General features: G+C 70.1%; 13 protein-coding genes and 2 rRNA genes (1 of these 15 running past the window's edge). 6 read left to right on the plus strand and 9 right to left on the minus strand.

The window, feature by feature from the left end:
- The 3 genes from AC3CHW_RS19180 to AC3CHW_RS19190 all read left to right on the plus strand — a co-directional run.
- Positions 1-2,239, plus strand: a 23S ribosomal RNA gene (locus AC3CHW_RS19180) (it extends 885 nt beyond the left edge of the window).
- A 71-nt stretch (positions 2,240-2,310) separates the two neighbouring features.
- Positions 2,311-2,427: ribosomal RNA gene (gene rrf / locus AC3CHW_RS19185) — 5S ribosomal RNA — on the plus strand.
- A gap of 105 nt (positions 2,428-2,532) precedes the next feature.
- Positions 2,533-3,069, plus strand: coding sequence for a GNAT family N-acetyltransferase (locus AC3CHW_RS19190; RefSeq protein WP_488467258.1), 537 nt, complete (start codon positions 2,533-2,535; stop codon positions 3,067-3,069).
- Positions 3,070-3,119: 50 nt separating this feature from the next.
- Here AC3CHW_RS19190 and AC3CHW_RS19195 read toward each other — a convergent pair whose 3' ends face one another.
- From AC3CHW_RS19195 to AC3CHW_RS19225, 7 genes are all read right to left on the minus strand, one after another.
- The gene (locus AC3CHW_RS19195) at positions 3,120-4,886 is read right to left on the minus strand and encodes a P-loop NTPase family protein (RefSeq protein ID WP_488467259.1); all 1,767 of its coding nucleotides are present in this window, start codon (positions 4,884-4,886) and stop codon (positions 3,120-3,122) included.
- 3 nt (positions 4,887-4,889) lie between these two features.
- A complete protein-coding gene (locus AC3CHW_RS19200) occupies positions 4,890-6,353 on the minus strand; it encodes an ATP-binding protein (RefSeq protein ID WP_398607745.1) in 1,464 nt (487 codons plus the stop codon).
- 22 nt (positions 6,354-6,375) lie between these two features.
- Positions 6,376-7,923 (minus strand): SCO6880 family protein, encoded by a 1,548-nt coding sequence (locus tag AC3CHW_RS19205; protein WP_176166188.1) that lies wholly within the window; start codon positions 7,921-7,923, stop codon positions 6,376-6,378.
- A 2-nt stretch (positions 7,924-7,925) separates the two neighbouring features.
- Positions 7,926-9,248, minus strand: coding sequence for a hypothetical protein (locus AC3CHW_RS19210; protein WP_488467260.1), 1,323 nt, complete (start codon positions 9,246-9,248; stop codon positions 7,926-7,928).
- On the minus strand, positions 9,238-10,113 hold the full coding sequence (locus AC3CHW_RS19215) for a DUF8175 domain-containg protein (protein ID WP_488467261.1): 876 nt from the start codon (positions 10,111-10,113) through the stop codon (positions 9,238-9,240). The genes AC3CHW_RS19210 and AC3CHW_RS19215 overlap by 11 nt, the downstream gene beginning before the upstream one ends.
- 509 nt (positions 10,114-10,622) lie before the next feature.
- Positions 10,623-10,931, minus strand: coding sequence for a hypothetical protein (locus tag AC3CHW_RS19220; RefSeq protein WP_176162433.1), 309 nt, complete (start codon positions 10,929-10,931; stop codon positions 10,623-10,625).
- Between the two features lie 379 nt (positions 10,932-11,310).
- Positions 11,311-11,517: a DUF397 domain-containing protein gene (locus AC3CHW_RS19225; RefSeq protein ID WP_308118161.1), complete on the minus strand. Its 207-nt coding sequence runs from the start codon at positions 11,515-11,517 to the stop codon at positions 11,311-11,313.
- 373 nt (positions 11,518-11,890) lie between these two features.
- On the opposite strand from AC3CHW_RS19225, the gene AC3CHW_RS19230 reads away from it, so the two are divergent.
- Positions 11,891-12,871, plus strand: a complete 981-nt coding sequence (locus tag AC3CHW_RS19230; protein ID WP_488471104.1) for a C40 family peptidase — start codon at positions 11,891-11,893, stop codon at positions 12,869-12,871.
- Between the two features lie 293 nt (positions 12,872-13,164).
- A complete protein-coding gene (locus AC3CHW_RS19235; protein WP_488467262.1) occupies positions 13,165-13,917 on the plus strand; it encodes a phosphatase PAP2 family protein in 753 nt (250 codons plus the stop codon).
- Between the two features lie 230 nt (positions 13,918-14,147).
- Here the strand turns inward: AC3CHW_RS19235 and AC3CHW_RS19240 are convergent, their stop codons facing one another.
- Positions 14,148-15,749: an FAD-binding oxidoreductase gene (locus tag AC3CHW_RS19240; protein ID WP_488467263.1), complete on the minus strand. Its 1,602-nt coding sequence runs from the start codon at positions 15,747-15,749 to the stop codon at positions 14,148-14,150.
- A gap of 214 nt (positions 15,750-15,963) precedes the next feature.
- Complete coding sequence (locus AC3CHW_RS19245; protein WP_488467264.1) at positions 15,964-16,164, minus strand: hypothetical protein; 201 nt, start codon at positions 16,162-16,164, stop codon at positions 15,964-15,966.
- A gap of 165 nt (positions 16,165-16,329) precedes the next feature.
- On the opposite strand from AC3CHW_RS19245, the gene AC3CHW_RS19250 reads away from it, so the two are divergent.
- Complete coding sequence (locus AC3CHW_RS19250) at positions 16,330-17,313, plus strand: hypothetical protein (RefSeq protein ID WP_488467265.1); 984 nt, start codon at positions 16,330-16,332, stop codon at positions 17,311-17,313.
- Positions 17,314-17,326: the final 13 nt, after the last annotated feature.

Consider the following 17,326-nt stretch of genomic DNA (forward strand, 5'->3'; position numbering starts at 1 on the left):
GAAAGGCCAATCAAACTCCGTGATAGCTGGTTCTCCCCGAAATGCATTTAGGTGCAGCGTCGTGTGTTTCTTGCCGGAGGTAGAGCACTGGATAGGCGATGGGCCCTACCGGGTTACTGACCTTAGCCAAACTCCGAATGCCGGTAAGTGAGAGCGCGGCAGTGAGACTGTGGGGGATAAGCTCCATGGTCGAGAGGGAAACAGCCCAGAGCATCGACTAAGGCCCCTAAGCGTACGCTAAGTGGGAAAGGATGTGGAGTCGCAGAGACAACCAGGAGGTTGGCTTAGAAGCAGCCACCCTTGAAAGAGTGCGTAATAGCTCACTGGTCAAGTGATTCCGCGCCGACAATGTAGCGGGGCTCAAGCGTACCGCCGAAGTCGTGTCAATCCAGCATAGAGGGCTAACGCCTGTTGGGTTGGGTAGGGGAGCGTCGTGTGCCGGGTGAAGCAGCCGCGTAAGCGAGTTGTGGATGGTTCACGAGTGAGAATGCAGGCATGAGTAGCGATTCACACGTGGGAAACGTGTGCGCCGATTGACTAAGGGTTCCTGGGTCAAGCTGATCTGCCCAGGGTAAGTCGGGACCTAAGGCGAGGCCGACAGGCGTAGTCGATGGACAACCGGTTGATATTCCGGTACCCGCTTTGAAGCGCCCAATACTGAATCTTCTGATGCTAAGGCCGTGAAGCCGTCCTGGAGCCTTCGGGCAAAGGGAAGTGGTGGAGCCGCTGACCCTAGGGGGTAGTAGGTAAGTGATGGGGTGACGCAGGAAGGTAGTCCAGCCCGGGCGGTGGTTGTCCCGGGGTAAGGGTGTAGCCCGTCATCTAGGTAAATCCGGATGACATGAGGGTGAGACCTGATGCCGAGCCGATTGTGGTGAAGTGGATGATCCTATGCTGTCGAGAAAAGCCTCTAGCGAGTTTCATGGCGGCCCGTACCCTAAACCGACTCAGGTGGTCAGGTAGAGAATACCGAGGCGTTCGGGTGAACTATGGTTAAGGAACTCGGCAAAATGCCCCCGTAACTTCGGGAGAAGGGGGGCCATTTCCGGTGATGGGCTTTGCGCCTTGAGCTGGGGGTGGCCGCAGAGACCAGCGAGAAGCGACTGTTTACTAAAAACACAGGTCCGTGCGAAGCCGTAAGGCGATGTATACGGACTGACGCCTGCCCGGTGCTGGAACGTTAAGGGGACCGGTTAGCTGACTTTCGAGTTGGCGAAGCTGAGAACTTAAGCGCCAGTAAACGGCGGTGGTAACTATAACCATCCTAAGGTAGCGAAATTCCTTGTCGGGTAAGTTCCGACCTGCACGAATGGCGTAACGACTTCTCGACTGTCTCAACCATAGGCCCGGTGAAATTGCATTACGAGTAAAGATGCTCGTTTCGCGCAGCAGGACGGAAAGACCCCGGGACCTTTACTATAGCTTGATATTGGTGTTCGGTTCGGCTTGTGTAGGATAGGTGGGAGACTGTGAAGCATGCACGCCAGTGTGTGTGGAGTCGTTGTTGAAATACCACTCTGGTCGTGCTGGATGTCTAACCTGGGTCCGTGATCCGGATCAGGGACAGTGTCTGGTGGGTAGTTTAACTGGGGCGGTTGCCTCCTAAAGGGTAACGGAGGCGCCCAAAGGTTCCCTCAGCCTGGTTGGCAATCAGGTGTTGAGTGTAAGTGCACAAGGGAGCTTGACTGTGAGACTGACGGGTCGAGCAGGGACGAAAGTCGGGACTAGTGATCCGGCGGTGGCTTGTGGAAGCGCCGTCGCTCAACGGATAAAAGGTACCCCGGGGATAACAGGCTGATCTTCCCCAAGAGTCCATATCGACGGGATGGTTTGGCACCTCGATGTCGGCTCGTCGCATCCTGGGGCTGGAGTCGGTCCCAAGGGTTGGGCTGTTCGCCCATTAAAGCGGTACGCGAGCTGGGTTTAGAACGTCGTGAGACAGTTCGGTCCCTATCCGCTGTGCGCGTAGGAGTCTTGAGAAGGGCTGTCCCTAGTACGAGAGGACCGGGACGGACGAACCTCTGGTGTGCCAGTTGTCCTGCCAAGGGCATGGCTGGTTGGCTACGTTCGGGAGGGATAACCGCTGAAAGCATCTAAGCGGGAAGCCTGCTTCGAGATGAGGGCTCCCACCCACTTGATGGGGTAAGGCTCCCAGTAGACGACTGGGTTGATAGGCCAGATATGGAAGCCTCGTAAGGGGTGGAGTTGACTGGTACTAATAGGCCGAGGGCTTGTCCTCAGTTGCTCGCGTTCACTGTGTTGGTTCTGAAATAACGACTGTGTCATGTCCGGTTGTTTGTTTCATAGTGTTTCGGTGGTTATTGCGTTAGGGAAACGCCCGGTTACATTCCGAACCCGGAAGCTAAGCCTTTCAGCGCCGATGGTACTGCAGGGGGGACCCTGTGGGAGAGTAGGACGCCGCCGAACTCCTTTTAGAAGAGCCTTGTGACGGATTTCGATCCGTCACAAGGCTCTTCTGCGTTTACCGGAAAAGTTCTGGAGAAGCCCGCTCCGTACTGCGATCCTGTGGTCATGAGCTACGTGGTCAGGGGCATCAAGAGCGACGAGTGGCCTCGTCTCAGGGAACTGCGCATGGCCGCACTCGCCGATCCGGTGGCGCGGGTCGCCTTCGTGGAAACGTACGAGCGGGCGGCCCAGGAGCCGGACTCGTTCTGGCAGAAGCGCGCCGAACAGGGTGAGGCCGGCGAGGAGCTGAAGACCTTCGTCGCCGAGACCGGTGGCGACGGTCCGGGCGCGGAGCAGCCGTTCGCGGGCATGGCCGTCGTACTGGTCGAACGGGACCGGGCACAGACCCACCTGGCCGGCGTCTACACCCGGCCCGAGTGCCGCGGCACCGGGCTCGCCGGCGAACTGTTCCGCGCCGCCCTGGAATGGTCCTGGGAACTGCCCGAATTCCGCGTCGAACGCGTACGGCTCTGGGTGCACGAGCAGAACGAACGCGCCCGCGCCTTCTACGCCAAGCTCGGATTCGCCGAGACCGGAAGAACCATGCCGTACCCGAACCGGCCGGAGGAGACCGAGTACGAGCTGGCCCTGTACCGAACGTAAGCCGGGTGAAGCACGAGCCCGGAGTGGGTGGCGAGCCGTGGAACCGGGTCTCAGCCCACCAGGCTGCCGTGCGTGCGCGGCCAGCGGGCCCGTGCCTGCTCCGGGGAGCGCATCAGGGCCAGGGCCTGTAGGCCCTGTGCCGGGCCGCTCGTCATCAGCTCGGGCAGCGCGGGGAACGGCGCCACGCCGGCGATGTCGTCCAGCACCAGCGTGAGCGGCGGGTCCAGCCGGCCGCCGGGGGAGCGCTTGGCCTTCTGCTGGGCGTGCTCGACGACGCTGGCGACCAGCGCGGTGAGCAGCGGCATCGCGCCCGGTTGCGTCCGCGGGTTCTCCAGCGACTCGCCCACCACGTACAGCGTCCCGCCCTCGCTGACGAACGACTCCAGCGCGAGGGCGTCGGCGCGGCTGGCGTTGCACGCGTCCCGGATGTGGATCGAGGACAGCGCCGCCAGGGCGCGGGCCGTCAGCTCCTGGGCCATGTCACGGCGCTCGGGGTGCGCGGTGAGCGTCGACTCCAGCTCGCCGGCCATGCCGCTGGTCGCCTTCGGGTTCGTCCGCAGGACGCGTACCGGCTCGTGTGCCGAGTGGCCCTGAGCCCAGCGGTGCACCTGGCGGAACGGGCGGCCGTCCACCGCCGCCGCGTGCAGCCAGCAGCGCAGCAGCGTCTCCGCCGCGTCCGCCGTCGCCGAGTCGATGAGCGAGGCCGGGCGGACCGGGGCCAGCAGCGCCACCGCGCGGGCCGCGGCGACCTCCCGCGCCTCGCAGCCGCTGGCGGGATTCCAGCGCAGGCGGGCCGGCGTGTCCAACAGGTGGCTCGGGTCGAAGACGTGCACCGGGCCCAGCTTGGCCCGCGTGCCCGTCGTCTCCGCCCACAGTGTCGCGTCGCTGCTGGTGACCAGCGTCGGGCCGGCCGCCTCCAGGATCGCGTGCAGGGCCGCGTCCTGACGTTCGGCGGCCGTCCCGTACCGGACCCGCGACGGGGGCTCGGCGCCCGGCCAGGCGCCGTCCCGCTGCGCGGGCACGCCACCGGGCGTGGCGGGGCCGTACGGGGACGAGGCGTGGGTCTCGAACGCTGTGGGGGCCGGGGGAGCGGTCTCGGGAGCCTTCCCAGGGGTCGGAGCCGGGGCCTGGGCCGGTAGCGGCTGAGGCGCGGCCTCTTGGGCGTGGCCGCCGGCGCCAGCCGGCTGGGCCGTGGGGGCGGCTGGCTGCGCTGGCGCGGGGGCCGGCTGTGGGCTCGGGAAGATGGCCGTGAAGTAGGCCGCGGGATCGATGGGCGGCTGCGGGTCGGGCATGGCGGCGGGCTGCGTGGCGGGCGCGGCCGGTGCGGCGTACGGCTCCGGGGCCGGGACCGCCTCGACGGGGCCCGCGGGGCGGGTGCTCGGGGCGGTGTCCTGAGGCTGTCGCGGGCGCGGGCCGTGGGCCCGTTCCTCGGCGGCCTGGCGACGGTCGGCGGCGCGGCGGGCCCGCATCAGGCGGTAGCGGGCGACCGTGCCGACCACGAAGACCGTGACGACGAGCAGGACGAGCACCTCGCTGATGAACAGGCCCCAGAACAGCCCGTACCCCGAAAGCTCCTCCTCCGGGGTGTGCGGCCAGGCCGCAGCGAGGTCCCCCGGGTCCTGCACCAGGTGCCGAGCGGCCTGCGGCGTGCGGATGAACGACACGTTCTCCGGCCAGGCCCCGTGCGCGAGCAGCCCGGCCAGGCCGGTGGCCGTCCAGGTCAGCAGCGCCAGCCCGATCAGGAACAGCAGCGCCCCGATGAGCAAGCCGTCCGGAATGCCGCGCTCCGGCGCGCGGTCCCGCCTCGGGTCCGCCATCGCCTAGGCCACCGTGGACTCGGACGTGCCGGACGCGGGTGGGCCGTAGGGCGCGTACGGGCCGTACCTGTCGTATCCGTCGGCCTCGCCCGCGAGGCCCTCCTCGGCGAGCCGCTGCTCGACGGCCTCGGCGGCGCGGGCCTCGGCCTCCGCCTCGGCGGCCAGCGCGGCGGTCAGCGAGTCCTCGGTCATGGCGCGGTCGGTGTAGACCAGCGGGCGCTCGGCCTCGGTGATCAGGTGCTTGACGACCTGGACGTTTCCGTTGACGTCCCAGACGGCGATGCCGGGGGTGAGGGTGGGGATGATCTCCACGGCCCACCGCGGCAGGCCGAGCACCCGGCCGGTGGCGCGCGCCTCGTCGGCCTTCTGGGCGTAGATGGTGCGGGTCGAGGCCATCTTGAGGATGGCCGCCGCCTCGCGGGCGGCGGCGCCGTCCACCACGTCCGACAGGTGGTGGACGACCGCGACGAAGGACAGGCCGAGCCGGCGGCCGAACTTCAGCAGCCGCTGGAAGAGTTGGGCGACGAAGGGCGAGTTGATGATGTGCCACGCCTCTTCGACCAGGAAGATGCGCTTCTTGCGGTCCGGCCTGATCCAGGTGTGCTCAAGCCACACGCCGACGATCGCCATCAGGATCGGCATCGCGATGGAGTTGCGGTCGATGTGCGAGAGGTCGAAGACGATCAGCGGCGAGTCCAGGTCGATGCCGACCGTGGTCGGCCCGTCGAACATGCCGCGCAGGTCACCGTCGACCAGCCGGTCCAGGACCAGCGCGACGTCCAGGCCCCAGGCCCGTACGTCGTCCAGGTCCACATTCATCGACTCGGCCGAGTCCGGCTCCGGGTGGCGCAGTTGCTCGACGATGTCGGTGAGCACCGGCTGCCGGTCGGTGACGGTCTCGTTGACGTACGCGTGCGCCACCTTGAGCGCGAAGCCGGCGCGCTCGTCGAGGCCGTGGCCCATCGCGACCTCGATGATGGTGCGCAACAGGGCGAGCTGGCCGGTCGTGGTGATCGACGGGTCGAGCGGGTTGAGCCGGATGCCGCCGTCGAGGGCGGCCATCGGGTCCAGGCGGATGGGCGTGATGCCGAGCTGCTGGGCGATGAGGTTCCACTCGCCGACGCCGTCCTCGCCCTGCGCGTCCAGGACCACCACCTGCCGGTCCCGGAACCGCAACTGGCGCAGTACGTACGTCTTCTCCAGGGCGGACTTGCCGTTGCCGGACTCGCCGAGCACCAGCCAGTGCGGGGCGGGCAACTGCTGTCCGTACAACTGGAACGGGTCGTAGATGTACCCCTTGCCGGAGTACACCTCGCGACCGATGATCACGCCGGAGTCGCCGAGGCCGGGCGCGGCGGTGGGCAGGTAGACGGCCTGGGCCTGGCCGGTGGAGGTGCGGACCGGCAGCCGGGTCGTCTCCACCTTCCCGAAGACGAAACTGGTGAAGGCCTCGGTGATGACGCCCATCGGATCGACCACGGCGCAGCCCCTATCGTCGGATGCCGGTGGCGAACGGCAAGGTGTTCACAAAGGCCCGGTGGTGTTCGCGGTCGCACCACTCCAGCTTGAGGTAGCTCTTGCCGGCCGAGGCGCGGATGGTGCGCTTGTCGCGGGCGAGGGCCTCGGGCGAGCGGGAGGAGACCGTGATGTAGCCGACGAGGTTGACGCCGGCCGCGCCGCTGGCCAGGTCGTCGCCGCGCTGGTCGAGGCGGCCGTGGGCGGCGATGTCCCGCGGGTCGACGGTGCGGTTCATCTTGGCCTGGCGGCTGGCCTCCGCCTCGTCGTTGGTCTTCTCCGTCAGCATCCGCTCGATGGCCAGCTCGGTGGGCTCCAGGTCCATGCAGACCGCGACCGTGCGGATCACGTCGGGGGTGTGGACCAGCAACGGGGCGAGGAAGTTCACCCCGACGGGCGTCATCGGCCACTCCTTGACCCAGGCGGTGGCGTGGCACCAGGGGGCGCGGGTGCTGGACTCGCGGGTCTTGGCCTGGAGGTAGGTGGGCTCCATGGCGTCGAGCTCGGCGGGCCAGGCGTTGCGCTGGGTCATGGCCTGGATGTGGTCGATGGGGTGGTCCGGGTCGTACATCGAGTGCACGAGCGAGGCCAGCCGGCTCTGGCCGAGGGGCTGCCGGACCCGGATGTCGGCCTCGGCGAGCCGGGCGCAGATGTCGGTCAGCTCGCGGGCCATGACGACGGCGAGCCCCGCGTCGCGGTCGATGCGCTTGCCGCTGTGCCGGGAGGCGCGGGCCATGGCCTGGGCCTCGGCGGACAGCTCGCGGGTGTAGTGCATGCAGGCGACGAGGTAGGCGCGGTGTTGCTCGGAGGAGGTGGAGACCATCGACTGGAGCTGGTCGTAGGAGTCCTTGAGCCACTCCGGGGAGTTCGCGTCGCCGCGCCGCTCGACGTCCTTGGCGTGCGCGTCGGGGTCGGCGGGGAGCGTACGGGCGAGCATCTGGAGGCGGGTCACGAAGCCGTCGCCGTTGGCCACGTGCTTGAGGAGCGTGCCGAACCGGTCGACCAGCGCCTCCTGGTCCTCGCTGTCGCGCAGGCCCACGCCGGGGCCCTCGATCTCGATGGCGGCGGTGACGGTGCGCCGGTCCGCGTGCAGCAGGACGGCGATCTCGTCGGGCCCGAAGGGCGCCGCGAGCCAGTTGATGTGCCCGATGCCGGGCGGCGGGCCCACCTCGACCTCCCGGCCGTCGAGGCGGGTGCCGGCCTCGGCGACGGCCGAGCGGTAGGTGGCGCCGCGGCGGGTGATGCGGCGGTAGGAGCGGTTGATCTCGAACCACTTGTAGAACGTGCGGCCCCGGTACGGGACGTAGACCGCGCCGAGGGCCAGCGCGGGGAAGCCCACCAGGGTGATGATGCGCAGCATCAGGACGGGCACGAGCAAACCGCACATCATGCCGACGAAACCGCCCGCGATGATCAGGGCGATCTCGCCCGTCTCGCGGTTCTTGCCGACGATCGCGTTCGGGCGCGCCCGACCGATCAGATACGTACGGCGGGGCGCGATGGGGTGGGACTGGGCCTCAATCGTCAACGCCGGTCACCTCCCGAGGTGTTGCTGGTGTTACTGGTGTTGCTGTTCGTGTTGCGGTTCGGCGTACGGGGCGCGGGGGCGGCGGGCGCGCGGTTGCCGCCCCCGCCGGAGTCGCCGCCGCGCGCGCTGTGGGCCGCGACGCCGCCGGAGACGGGGTTGGCGGAGCGCGGCTGGGACGAGCCGCCGCCATCGCCGCCGATGGGCGGGCCGACGGCGCGGTTGCTGTGGGCGTTCATGCCCTGCTTGACCAGGGCGGCCGGGGAGCTGACGATCGCCGCGGCTTGGCGCGACGCGGCGTCGCTGCTGGCGTTGCGGCTGTTGATGATCTCGTCGCCGAAGCCGGGCACGAAGCGGTAGATCATCGCGCTCGCGAAGATGGCGAGGATGATGATCGACAGGCCGGAGACCACGGCCGAGAACGCGTCGGGCCCCTCGTCGCCTGAGAGCGCTCCGGCGAGTCCAAGGACGATGACGATCACCGGCTTGACCAGGATGACCGCGATCATGAGCCCGGCCCAGCGGCGGACGTGGCCCCACATGTTCTTGTCGACCAGGCCCGCGTAGACGGCGGTGCCGAGCAGGGCGCCGACGTAGAGCAGGGCGGCGCGGATGACGAGTTCGAGGCAGAGCACGCCGGCCGCGAGGATGGTCACCAGCGACACGACGATGAGCATGATCGGCCCGCCGCCGATGTCCTCGTCCTTCTTGAGCGCCTCGGCGAACGAGCCGAAGAACGCGTCGTTGTCGGCCCCCGTCCCGGTGGAGATCACTTCCGTGACGGCGTCGGTGGCCGAGACGACGGTGTAGAGCACCAGCGGTGTGAAGGCCGAGGCCAGCACGGTGAGCCAGAGGAACCCGATGGCCTCGGTGATCGCCTCGATGAACGGCACCCCACGGATCGCCCGCTTGGCGACGGCGAGCAGCCACAGGAGGAGGGTGAGCACGGTGGAGGCGGCGAAGACGATCGCGTACTGGCGCAGGAACGTCTCGTTGGTGAAGTCGACGGCCGCCGTCTCGTTGACCATGTCGGAGAGCTTTCCGACGAGCCAGGAGGCGGCCTTGGCGCAGGACCGGGCGAGGGAGGCGGCGGGGTCGATGGGGGCGGTGGGGTCCGGAGGCCCTCCCGAGCCGCCACCTCCTTGCCCCTTCTCGCAGTTCTCCTTCGTCTGCCCATGCAGGAAGTCACAGTTGGGCGGGCTGCCCGACGGACTGGGGGAGGGGTCGGCGGCGACCCGGGTGGCCAGGAGGACGGCTGCTGCTTGCAGTCCGGCCAGCACACCGGCGAGGGTGAAGGCGCGGCGGCGCGGGCTACCGGGCATACGTGAACCCTCCGTACTCCTCGACCGCCTTGGTGATTTCCTCAGCGGTGGACGCCGTTCGGTCGGCATTGACCGGTGCCGGGCCGTTCTTCTGAGCGAAACTGTCGACTTTCCAGTCGTTGTTTGACCAGCGCAGTTTGAGGGTCGTGGTGAACCAGTCGTTGGCCACTGGAGTCTTCGACCCCTCGCCCGCGGTGCCGAACGCGCCGGTGCACCACACCTCCACCGTGGCGGTGGTGTTCGCGTATTCGGTGATCTTGGTTCCGACGGGCGCGGTTCGTGAGACGTAGGTCTGTCCCTTGGGGGCCTTGCCGTTCTCGTCGAGCCCGAGCTCGGCCAGCGAATCCTTCGTGTAGGCCCTGTCCAGCTCGGACTGCATGCGTGCGACAGCGTTGCTCGCGAAGATGAGCGGCACGATCTCCCGCCGCCGCTCGCGGTTGTACATCTCCGCCGACCCCAGAGCCACCGCGTAGTTTGCCGCCGCGCTCTGGGCGCCCTGTTCCGTGCGGGGGAAGCCGGTGGCGATGCCCGTGGTGGTGTCCTTGCCCTTGACAGGGCGTTCGCCGGTGGGGGCGGTGGACTGGGCCTGGTTGCCCTTGGCGTCGCCCGAGCCGCCACCGTCGCCGTCGTCGGAGTCGCCGCCGCCGCGGTTCGCGAAGGCGATGGCCGCGATGAGGAGGACGACCACGGTCACGACGGTGAGCAGGCTGCGGCTCGGCTTGGTGGTCGGGCGGGGGCGGCGGCCGGTGCCGAACGCGTCGCCGTCGCCGTCCGGGAGCCGGGTGCGGGTCAGCCGTCCGTCGGTGCCGGCGGGGCCGTGGTCGCCGCCGTACGAGTCGTAGTGATCATCACCGTGGGGACTCATCGCGCGCCCGCCCCTTCACCCATGGCCTCGGTCTCCGCGGCGCACCGCGGCTCGGCCGCGCTCGCCCCGCGGAGGGCGGCCCGTCCGTGTGCCGCCGTGCCGGCCGTCCTCTCGTCCGCCGCCGCTCTCGCGGCGCCCAGGTACGACGGTAGCGGCGCGCGGCGGAGCGCGGGGGCGATGGTGTGAGTGCACATCAGGCTGACACAACCTCAGCAGCGGGACCGGGGGAGAGGCGGGAGGTCGAAGTGGCGACGGCGCGACGTGGCTGTCGCCTGTCCCGCCCGGGCCGCGGGGAGCGCGGGTGGCGGTCCGAGTGGCCTGGGGGTGTGGGCATCAGCTTGCGGCCTCGTGGGAGGGGAGGGACGAGCAGAGGGGCTCGTATGCGTGGAACGGTCGGGCGGGTGGGGGCGGGGTGGGCTCGCGCGGCGTACGGGCTGGGTGAGGGCCCGTACGCCGCGCGGCGGTGCGGACGGCGGGCAGCGCGTCCGCGTGGGGCGGAAGCCGGCGGCCTAGACGGCCATGCCGTACACGATGGTGAAGAGCGTGCCGAGCGAGCCGATGATGAAGACGCCGGTCAGGCCCGCGACGATCAGTCCCTTGCCCTGCTCGGCGCTGAACGTGTCGCGCAGGGCCGTGGCGCCGATGCGCTGCTTGGCCGCGCCCCAGATCGCGATGCCGAGGCACAGCAGGATGGAGACGGCCATCACGACCTCGATCATGATGCGCGCTTCGTTGCCCAAGCTCCCGAAAGGCCCCCAGTCGGGGGCGATTCCGCCGATGATGGTGGTGATGTCGCCTTTTTCGGCTGCCAAGTACATGTGAACTCACCGCCCCTTATGGGTAGTTGTGTACCGCCTTGCCGTGCGGCACGGGTCAGTCTCTATCTTCGCCGAAGTTGCCACTGTCGCATGTCGATTTGGCGGCATTTCTTGGCGGATCTCGTATCGGATCTGGGCTTCACCGCTCTGACCTGCGGTCAAACCGTACAAACGCGGCCTGATGGAATGTCGGTGCGACGAGTGTTCGTCACTCTGTGTATCACGTGCGATTACGGTGAGCAATGGATGTGTGGTGGCCTGTGGAGGAAGCGTCCCGGGTGGGGCGCGGTCAACGCGGGCCCGTGCGGCGGTTGGTGGCCTCCGCCTGGTGCGTCTACGGGTGTACCCGCTCGCGCTCCCGGCTATCCGATGGTCCGCCTCATGCCACGAAGTCGTCGAACTCCCCCGCCTTGACGCCCTTGATGAACGCGTCCCACTTGGCCCGGGTGGTGACGACCACCTGGTCCCGGTCGCGGCTCTCCCGGAGGTAGACGCGGCCGTCGGGCCCCGCGGCCACCTCGAGGAACTCGGGCGGGTCCTCACCTTCCGGTACGGCGCGCTGCCAGTCGAGCTGGTTCATGTCCATCGCGTGGTCGTCCTTGTCGCGTGTGCTGACGGGGTGGTGACGGGGTGTGAGGTCGCCCTCCCGCCCCGCCGCGCCCCCGTGTCGCGGTGTGTGGCCGCACGTTGGACTGTAGTCGCGCGGACTGGGGCGGTGGTCGCCCGCCGGCCGTCCGCGCCGTCCGTCACCCGGTCCCGGGCACCGTCGCCGCCCGGGTCCGTGCGCCGCGTGGCCGCCCGTGCTCCGGGGTGTGCGTCGGGGCGCGTCAGGTGCCCTCTCGCCAAGGCGGGGGCCGTCGTCGTACCGTGCGCATCACGTCCGTGGAGCGCCCGGTGGGGGCCGGATGGGGGAGGATGGCCCGGTGCGTAAGAAGGTCTGGCTCGGTGTCAGCATCAGTATGGGGCTGTCCTTTTCCTTCGTCGTGCTGCTCGTTCTCGGTACGTACATGATCGCGAGCAGGGCCACGAGCGGCGGCTCCAGCGGTGACGTCCAGCTCGCGGAGGGCACCGTTCCGGCCGCGTACGTGGACCTCGTGCGGAAGCACGGGAACCGCTGCCCGGCCATCAACCCGGCGCTGCTCGCCGCGCAGCTCTACCAGGAGAGCGGCTGGAACCCCAAGGCCGTGAGCCCGGCCAACGCGCGCGGGCTGGCGCAGTTCATCCCCGGCACCTGGGCCGCGTACGGGGTGGACGGCGACGGCGACGGCGACCGTGACATCTGGGACCCCGCGGACGCCATCCCCTCCGCGGCGGCCTACGACTGCGCGTTGGCCAAGTACGTGAAGGACGTGCCGGGCGACCCCACGGCCAACATGCTGGCCTCCTACAACGCCGGCTCGTACGCGGTGGTCAAGTACCGCGGGGTGCCGCCGTACAACGAGACCCAGAACTACGTGCAGCGCATCACCACGCTCGCCAAGAGCTTCGCGGCGCCGAAGCGGCCCGTCGCCGCGTCCAGGCAGGCGGCGGCGGCGATCTACTTCGCGCAGCGGCAACTGGGCAAGCCCTACCTGTGGGGCGGCAACGGGACGGCGGCCGACGGCGGGCGGTTCGACTGCTCCGGGCTGACGAAGGCCGCCTACGCCTCGGTGGACATCGAGCTGCCGCGCGTGGCCAACGACCAGTGGAACGCCGGTCCGCACCCCAGCCGCGACGAACTGCAACCGGGTGACCTGGTCTTCTTCGCGTACGACCTACAGGACCCGCGCTCCATTCACCACGTGGGGATCTACGTCGGCGGCGGAAAGATGATCAATGCTCCGTACACGGGGGCGGTCATCCGTTACGACCCGATCGATACGCCGGACTACATCGGGGCGACCCGGGTCACCAAAGATGGCGCAAAAGCGCTCCCCGGGCCCCGGGATGGCGAAGCCTGAGATGGCGCGGGCCCCTTCTACTGACGGGGCTGGCGCGCTGAGCGGAAGCCGATCAACGGCGTCCGTCGAGGTGTAGCGTGGCTGGAACTCTCCGTGATGCCGTCTTTCTGAGCTGCGACGATGGGTCACCCTTCGATAACGTCCTGGTGATCGTTGGGTGGAGAGTGGAACGCGTTGCCCCACACGGGCGTTTTCTTCGAGTGGAATAGCAGCACACTTGGTTGAGGACCGCGGGGGCGGCCGGTTGCTTGCAGCGACGGGCGTGACGTGCAAGAGATAAGGGGCCGCGGCAGATGGCTGGACTCACACTGGGGTCCCCCCTGGCAGCAGACGTCAGGGAAGGGTCGAACCCGGATGTCAGCCTGCTCTACGACATCAACGGCCTGGCCGAGGACGCGCCGCACTGGTGCGACCGGTTGATGGAGTTCATCGGCGAGTTCGGCGTCGTCTTCGGCCTGCTCGCGCTGCTGCTCGGCGCCTGGTGGAGCGCGCGCAAGCGCTCCGACGCGGCGAGCGCCGTGGCCGGCCTGGCGTGGGCGCCGCTCGCGGCCGGCATCGCGCTGTTGGCCAACATCCCGATCCGCGGCTTCGTCAAGCGCCCCCGCCCCTTCGTCGACCACCCGCAGGAGCTCGAGGTGCTGGTGGCGGGGAAGAGCGACTACTCGTTCGTGAGCGACCACTCCACGCTGGTCGCGGCGATCGCCGTGGGCATCTTCATGGTCAACCGGAAGTACGGCGTCTTCGCGCTGGCCGTGGCGTTGTTCGCGGGCTTCTGCCGGATCTACATGGGCGTGCACTACCCGACCGACGTGATCGGCGGCTTCGCGCTCGGCACGGCCGTGACGCTGCTGCTCGCCCCGCTGGCGATGATGCTGCTGACCCCGTTGGCCACGACCGTGGCCAACTCGCGCGGGAGCTGGCTGGTGAGGGCCAACGCCGGCGGCCCGGCGGTGGAGCCGGCCGGGTCGGTGACCCAGCGCGGGCCGGGCGGCCCCGCCGTGACGCCGGTCACCGACAAGCGGCACGACAGCGACCTGGCGGCCTGACGGCCCGCCTGCCCGACGCGGACGCCCCGGCCCGGCCCCACACGACCCGTGGGCGCCGGGCCTCGCGCTGTTCGTGGGCTCCGGTCGGCGGCGACCCGCGGGCGCGGGCCCCGCGCGGGCTCCGCCGACGACCCCCGCTGTCCGGCCTCGCTGACCGACTCGCCGACGACCTCCGCTGACCGGGTCCGCTGATCGACCCCGTCCCACAGCGTCCGCGCGCGGGCCCCGCCCTACAGCGCCTGCGCGAAGGTGAAGAGGCGGTTCGGGTCGTAGCGCTTCTTCGCGGCGGTGAGCCGGTTCGCGGCGGCGCCGTAGTAGGCCGTGCGCCAGTCCTTGAGGCCCGCGTCGGCGTAGTTCTGGTAGGCCGCGCCGGAGGCGTGTCGGCGCATGGCCGCGTGGGCGCTGTCCAGCCAGGCCGTCTGCGTGGCGCCCGAACGGCCCGCCGGCCACGAGGCGGTGTACTGCGCCAGCATCCGCGACCTGCGGTGCACGAAGGCGGTGGCCAGCGAGGCGACGCGGTTGACCGCGCCGCCAAGGGCGGTGAGCGCGACGCTGACCGCGCCGCCGCCGGTGCCCCGGCCGTACCGCTCCACCTGGTCGAGCAGGGCGCGGATGCCCTGCTGGTTCAGGGAGCGGTCGAAGAAGTCGGAGCGGGCGCCGTAGGTCTCGCGGCGCAGCGCGCCCGTCGCCTCGCGGCCCGGCGTGGTGCCGGACAGGTGGCACTGGGTGGTGGAGTGGGTGGAGCAGCCGGCGTACACGCGCATGGCGTCCAGGTAGCCGCGGCGGCGCAGGCTCACGCTCTTCGCGCTGGCGCCGGCCGCGTCGGCGAGGCGGTCGAGGGCGTTCTGCAGGTCGCCGTAGGTGCCGAGGGAGAACGCGCTGAGCGAGACGGTGGGGGTGCGGCCGGGGGCGGCGGAGAGGTGCAGCGCGGACCAGATCTCGTCGGGCTGCGTCGGGCCCCACGCCTGCCAGGCGCGGAGTACGGCCGCCGCCTTCGACCAGGGCCAGGTGAGGTACGCGCTGACGCCGGCCGCCGCCTTGTGGGTGCGGAAGCGGAGTTCGGTCACGACGCCGAAGTTGCCGCTTCCCGCGCCGCGCAGCGCCCAGAACAGCTCGGCCTCCCGGTCCTTGGCGGTCTGCACCGTCCTGCCGTCCGCGGTGATGACGGTGGCGCCGACGAGGCTGTCGGAGGTGAGCCCGTACGCGCGCGAGACCACGCCGTGGCCGCCGCCGAGGGTGAGGCCCGATATGCCGACGGTGGGGCAGGAGCCGGCGGGGATGGTGACGCCGTGGGCGCCGAGGCTGGTGTAGACGTCGATGAGCTTGGCGCCGGCGCCTATGGTCGCGGTGCCGGCGCCGGTGCGTATGGAGCGCAGCCGGGAGACGTCGATGACCAGCCGGTCGGTGCCGCCGGAGTGGCCGGCGTAGCTGTGGCCGCCGCTGCGGATGGCGAGGGGGGTGCCGTGGCGTCGGGCGAAGGCCAGGCACTCGGCGATGTCGGAGGTGTGGGCCACGTACGCGATGGCGGCCGGGCGTTGGTGGTCGAAGCGGGTGTTGTAGAGCTGCCTGGCCTGGGCGTAGTCGGCGTCGGAGGGGCGGATCAGGCCGCCGCGCAGCCCCTTGCCGAGCGCGGTCCAGTCGGCGGCTCGGGGCTTGCCGGCGCGGGCCGAGGCCGAGGTGGTGGCGGGTGAGGTGGCCTCGCGCGGGGTGGTTCGTGGGGCGCCGCCCTCGCTGCTCGGGGCAGGCGGGCTGGCCTCGCCGTCGCACGCGACGGCTCCCGTGGCCGTCACGGCCAGTCCGGTGCCGGCTGCCAGCAGTGTGCGCCTGTCCATCCTGCCCTCCCTCTCGATGTGGGTCTCCTCTACGCAGAGGGCGTACGGCGGGTGCCGGTTCCGTGGCGGCGGTCGCGGACACGTGCGATGGGGCATGGCCATGACATTCTCGGCCAAGTATGCGGGATCCGCGGAGAGGGTTGAGCTGGGGCCGGGTGGCCGAGAGGGGGCGCGCGCGGCTGGCCGGCGCGCCCGAGGCGGCCTCGATGCGCTGTCAGCGACCGGTGTGTGGGGGAGCGGGGACGGAGGGCACGGGTCGTGCCGCCCGTGTCGCGTGGTGTTCGTCGGCGTCGGTACGAGCCCGGGAGCGGGCTCTGCGCGCGGGTCCTGACCAGCCGCAAGAGCAGCGGGCGAGGCAGAAGGCGCCCGTTTCGATGGTGGTCGTCTCGTGTATGTCGGAGCCCGAGTCAAGCACGTACCCACGCTACCCGGCCGTGACGGCCCTCAGGGGCGATCGTTGAACGGAATATATTTCACCGTCGTCATGACGGCCCGGCCCGCGCTGTGTCCGGTGCGGTACGCGGGGCGCGGCGCGACGCGCGGGACACGGGCTCGACAACGGTCAGGGGGTCGGACGTCGATGAGGGTCCAGAGATCGGTCCGGATGTCGGTGCGGCGGCACAGGTGCGGTGGTGGCGCGGTCGCCGTCGTGGCGGGCGGCCTCGTGGTCACGCTGGTGGCCACGGCCGGGTGCTCGTCGCGCGCCGACCCCGAGGAGGCCGGCGAGGGGCTGGCCCAGGAGCGCGTCGCCGACGAGTGGGACATCGACAGCGGCCCGAGCGGCGCCCCGGGGGCGGACCCCACCGGTTCCGCCGAGCCCGCCGAGCGGGAGGTGGGTGCCGCGCCGGCGGTGCTGCGCGAGGCCGCGGGGGCGCTCGCGCGGGCCGGTAGCGCCCGGGTGCGTACGTCGGTGGAGACGGCCGCCGGCGCGACCCGGGTCGCCATCCAGGGCAGCGGCGGCTACGACTTCGTCGAGCGGATGGGGCGGCTGCGGGTGCGTCTGCCGAAGGACGCGGTGGGCGACGACGAGCACGAGCCGATCACCGAACTCCTCGCGCCCGCCGAGCTGTTCCTGTTCAACCGGGGCGCGGGGGTGCCCGACGACCGCTGGGTGCGGGTGGACAGCACCCGGGTCGCGGACGGCAACCTGGTCACCGGGGGCGCGACCGACCCGCTGGTGGCGGCCCAACTCCTGCGCGGCGCCCGGCAGGTGAGCGTCGTCGGGCGCGGGGAGCCGGCGCGCGGCGGGCTGCGGCACTACCGGGGCGTCGCCGACCTGGACGCGGCGGCGCGGGCCGCGGAGCCGTACGCCCGGGGGGTGTTGCGGGCCGCGGCGCGGGGGTTCGCCACCGACGCGGTGCGCTTCGACGCCTTCCTCGACGCGCAGGGCCGGTTGCGGAAGATCCGGCACCGGTTCACCATGACCAACGCCGCCGGTGGGCAACGCCGGGAGACGGACGTGGTCTCCACGACCGAGTTGTACGCATTTGGCGCGGCGGTCGCCCTGCGTCCTCCCAAGCCCGCGGATATCTACGCGGGCACGGTCGATTCGCCGAAGAATTAGCTCCGCGAACGGG

The sequence above is a fragment of the Streptomyces sp. MGP-BFMKR1 genome (assembly GCF_057766585.1).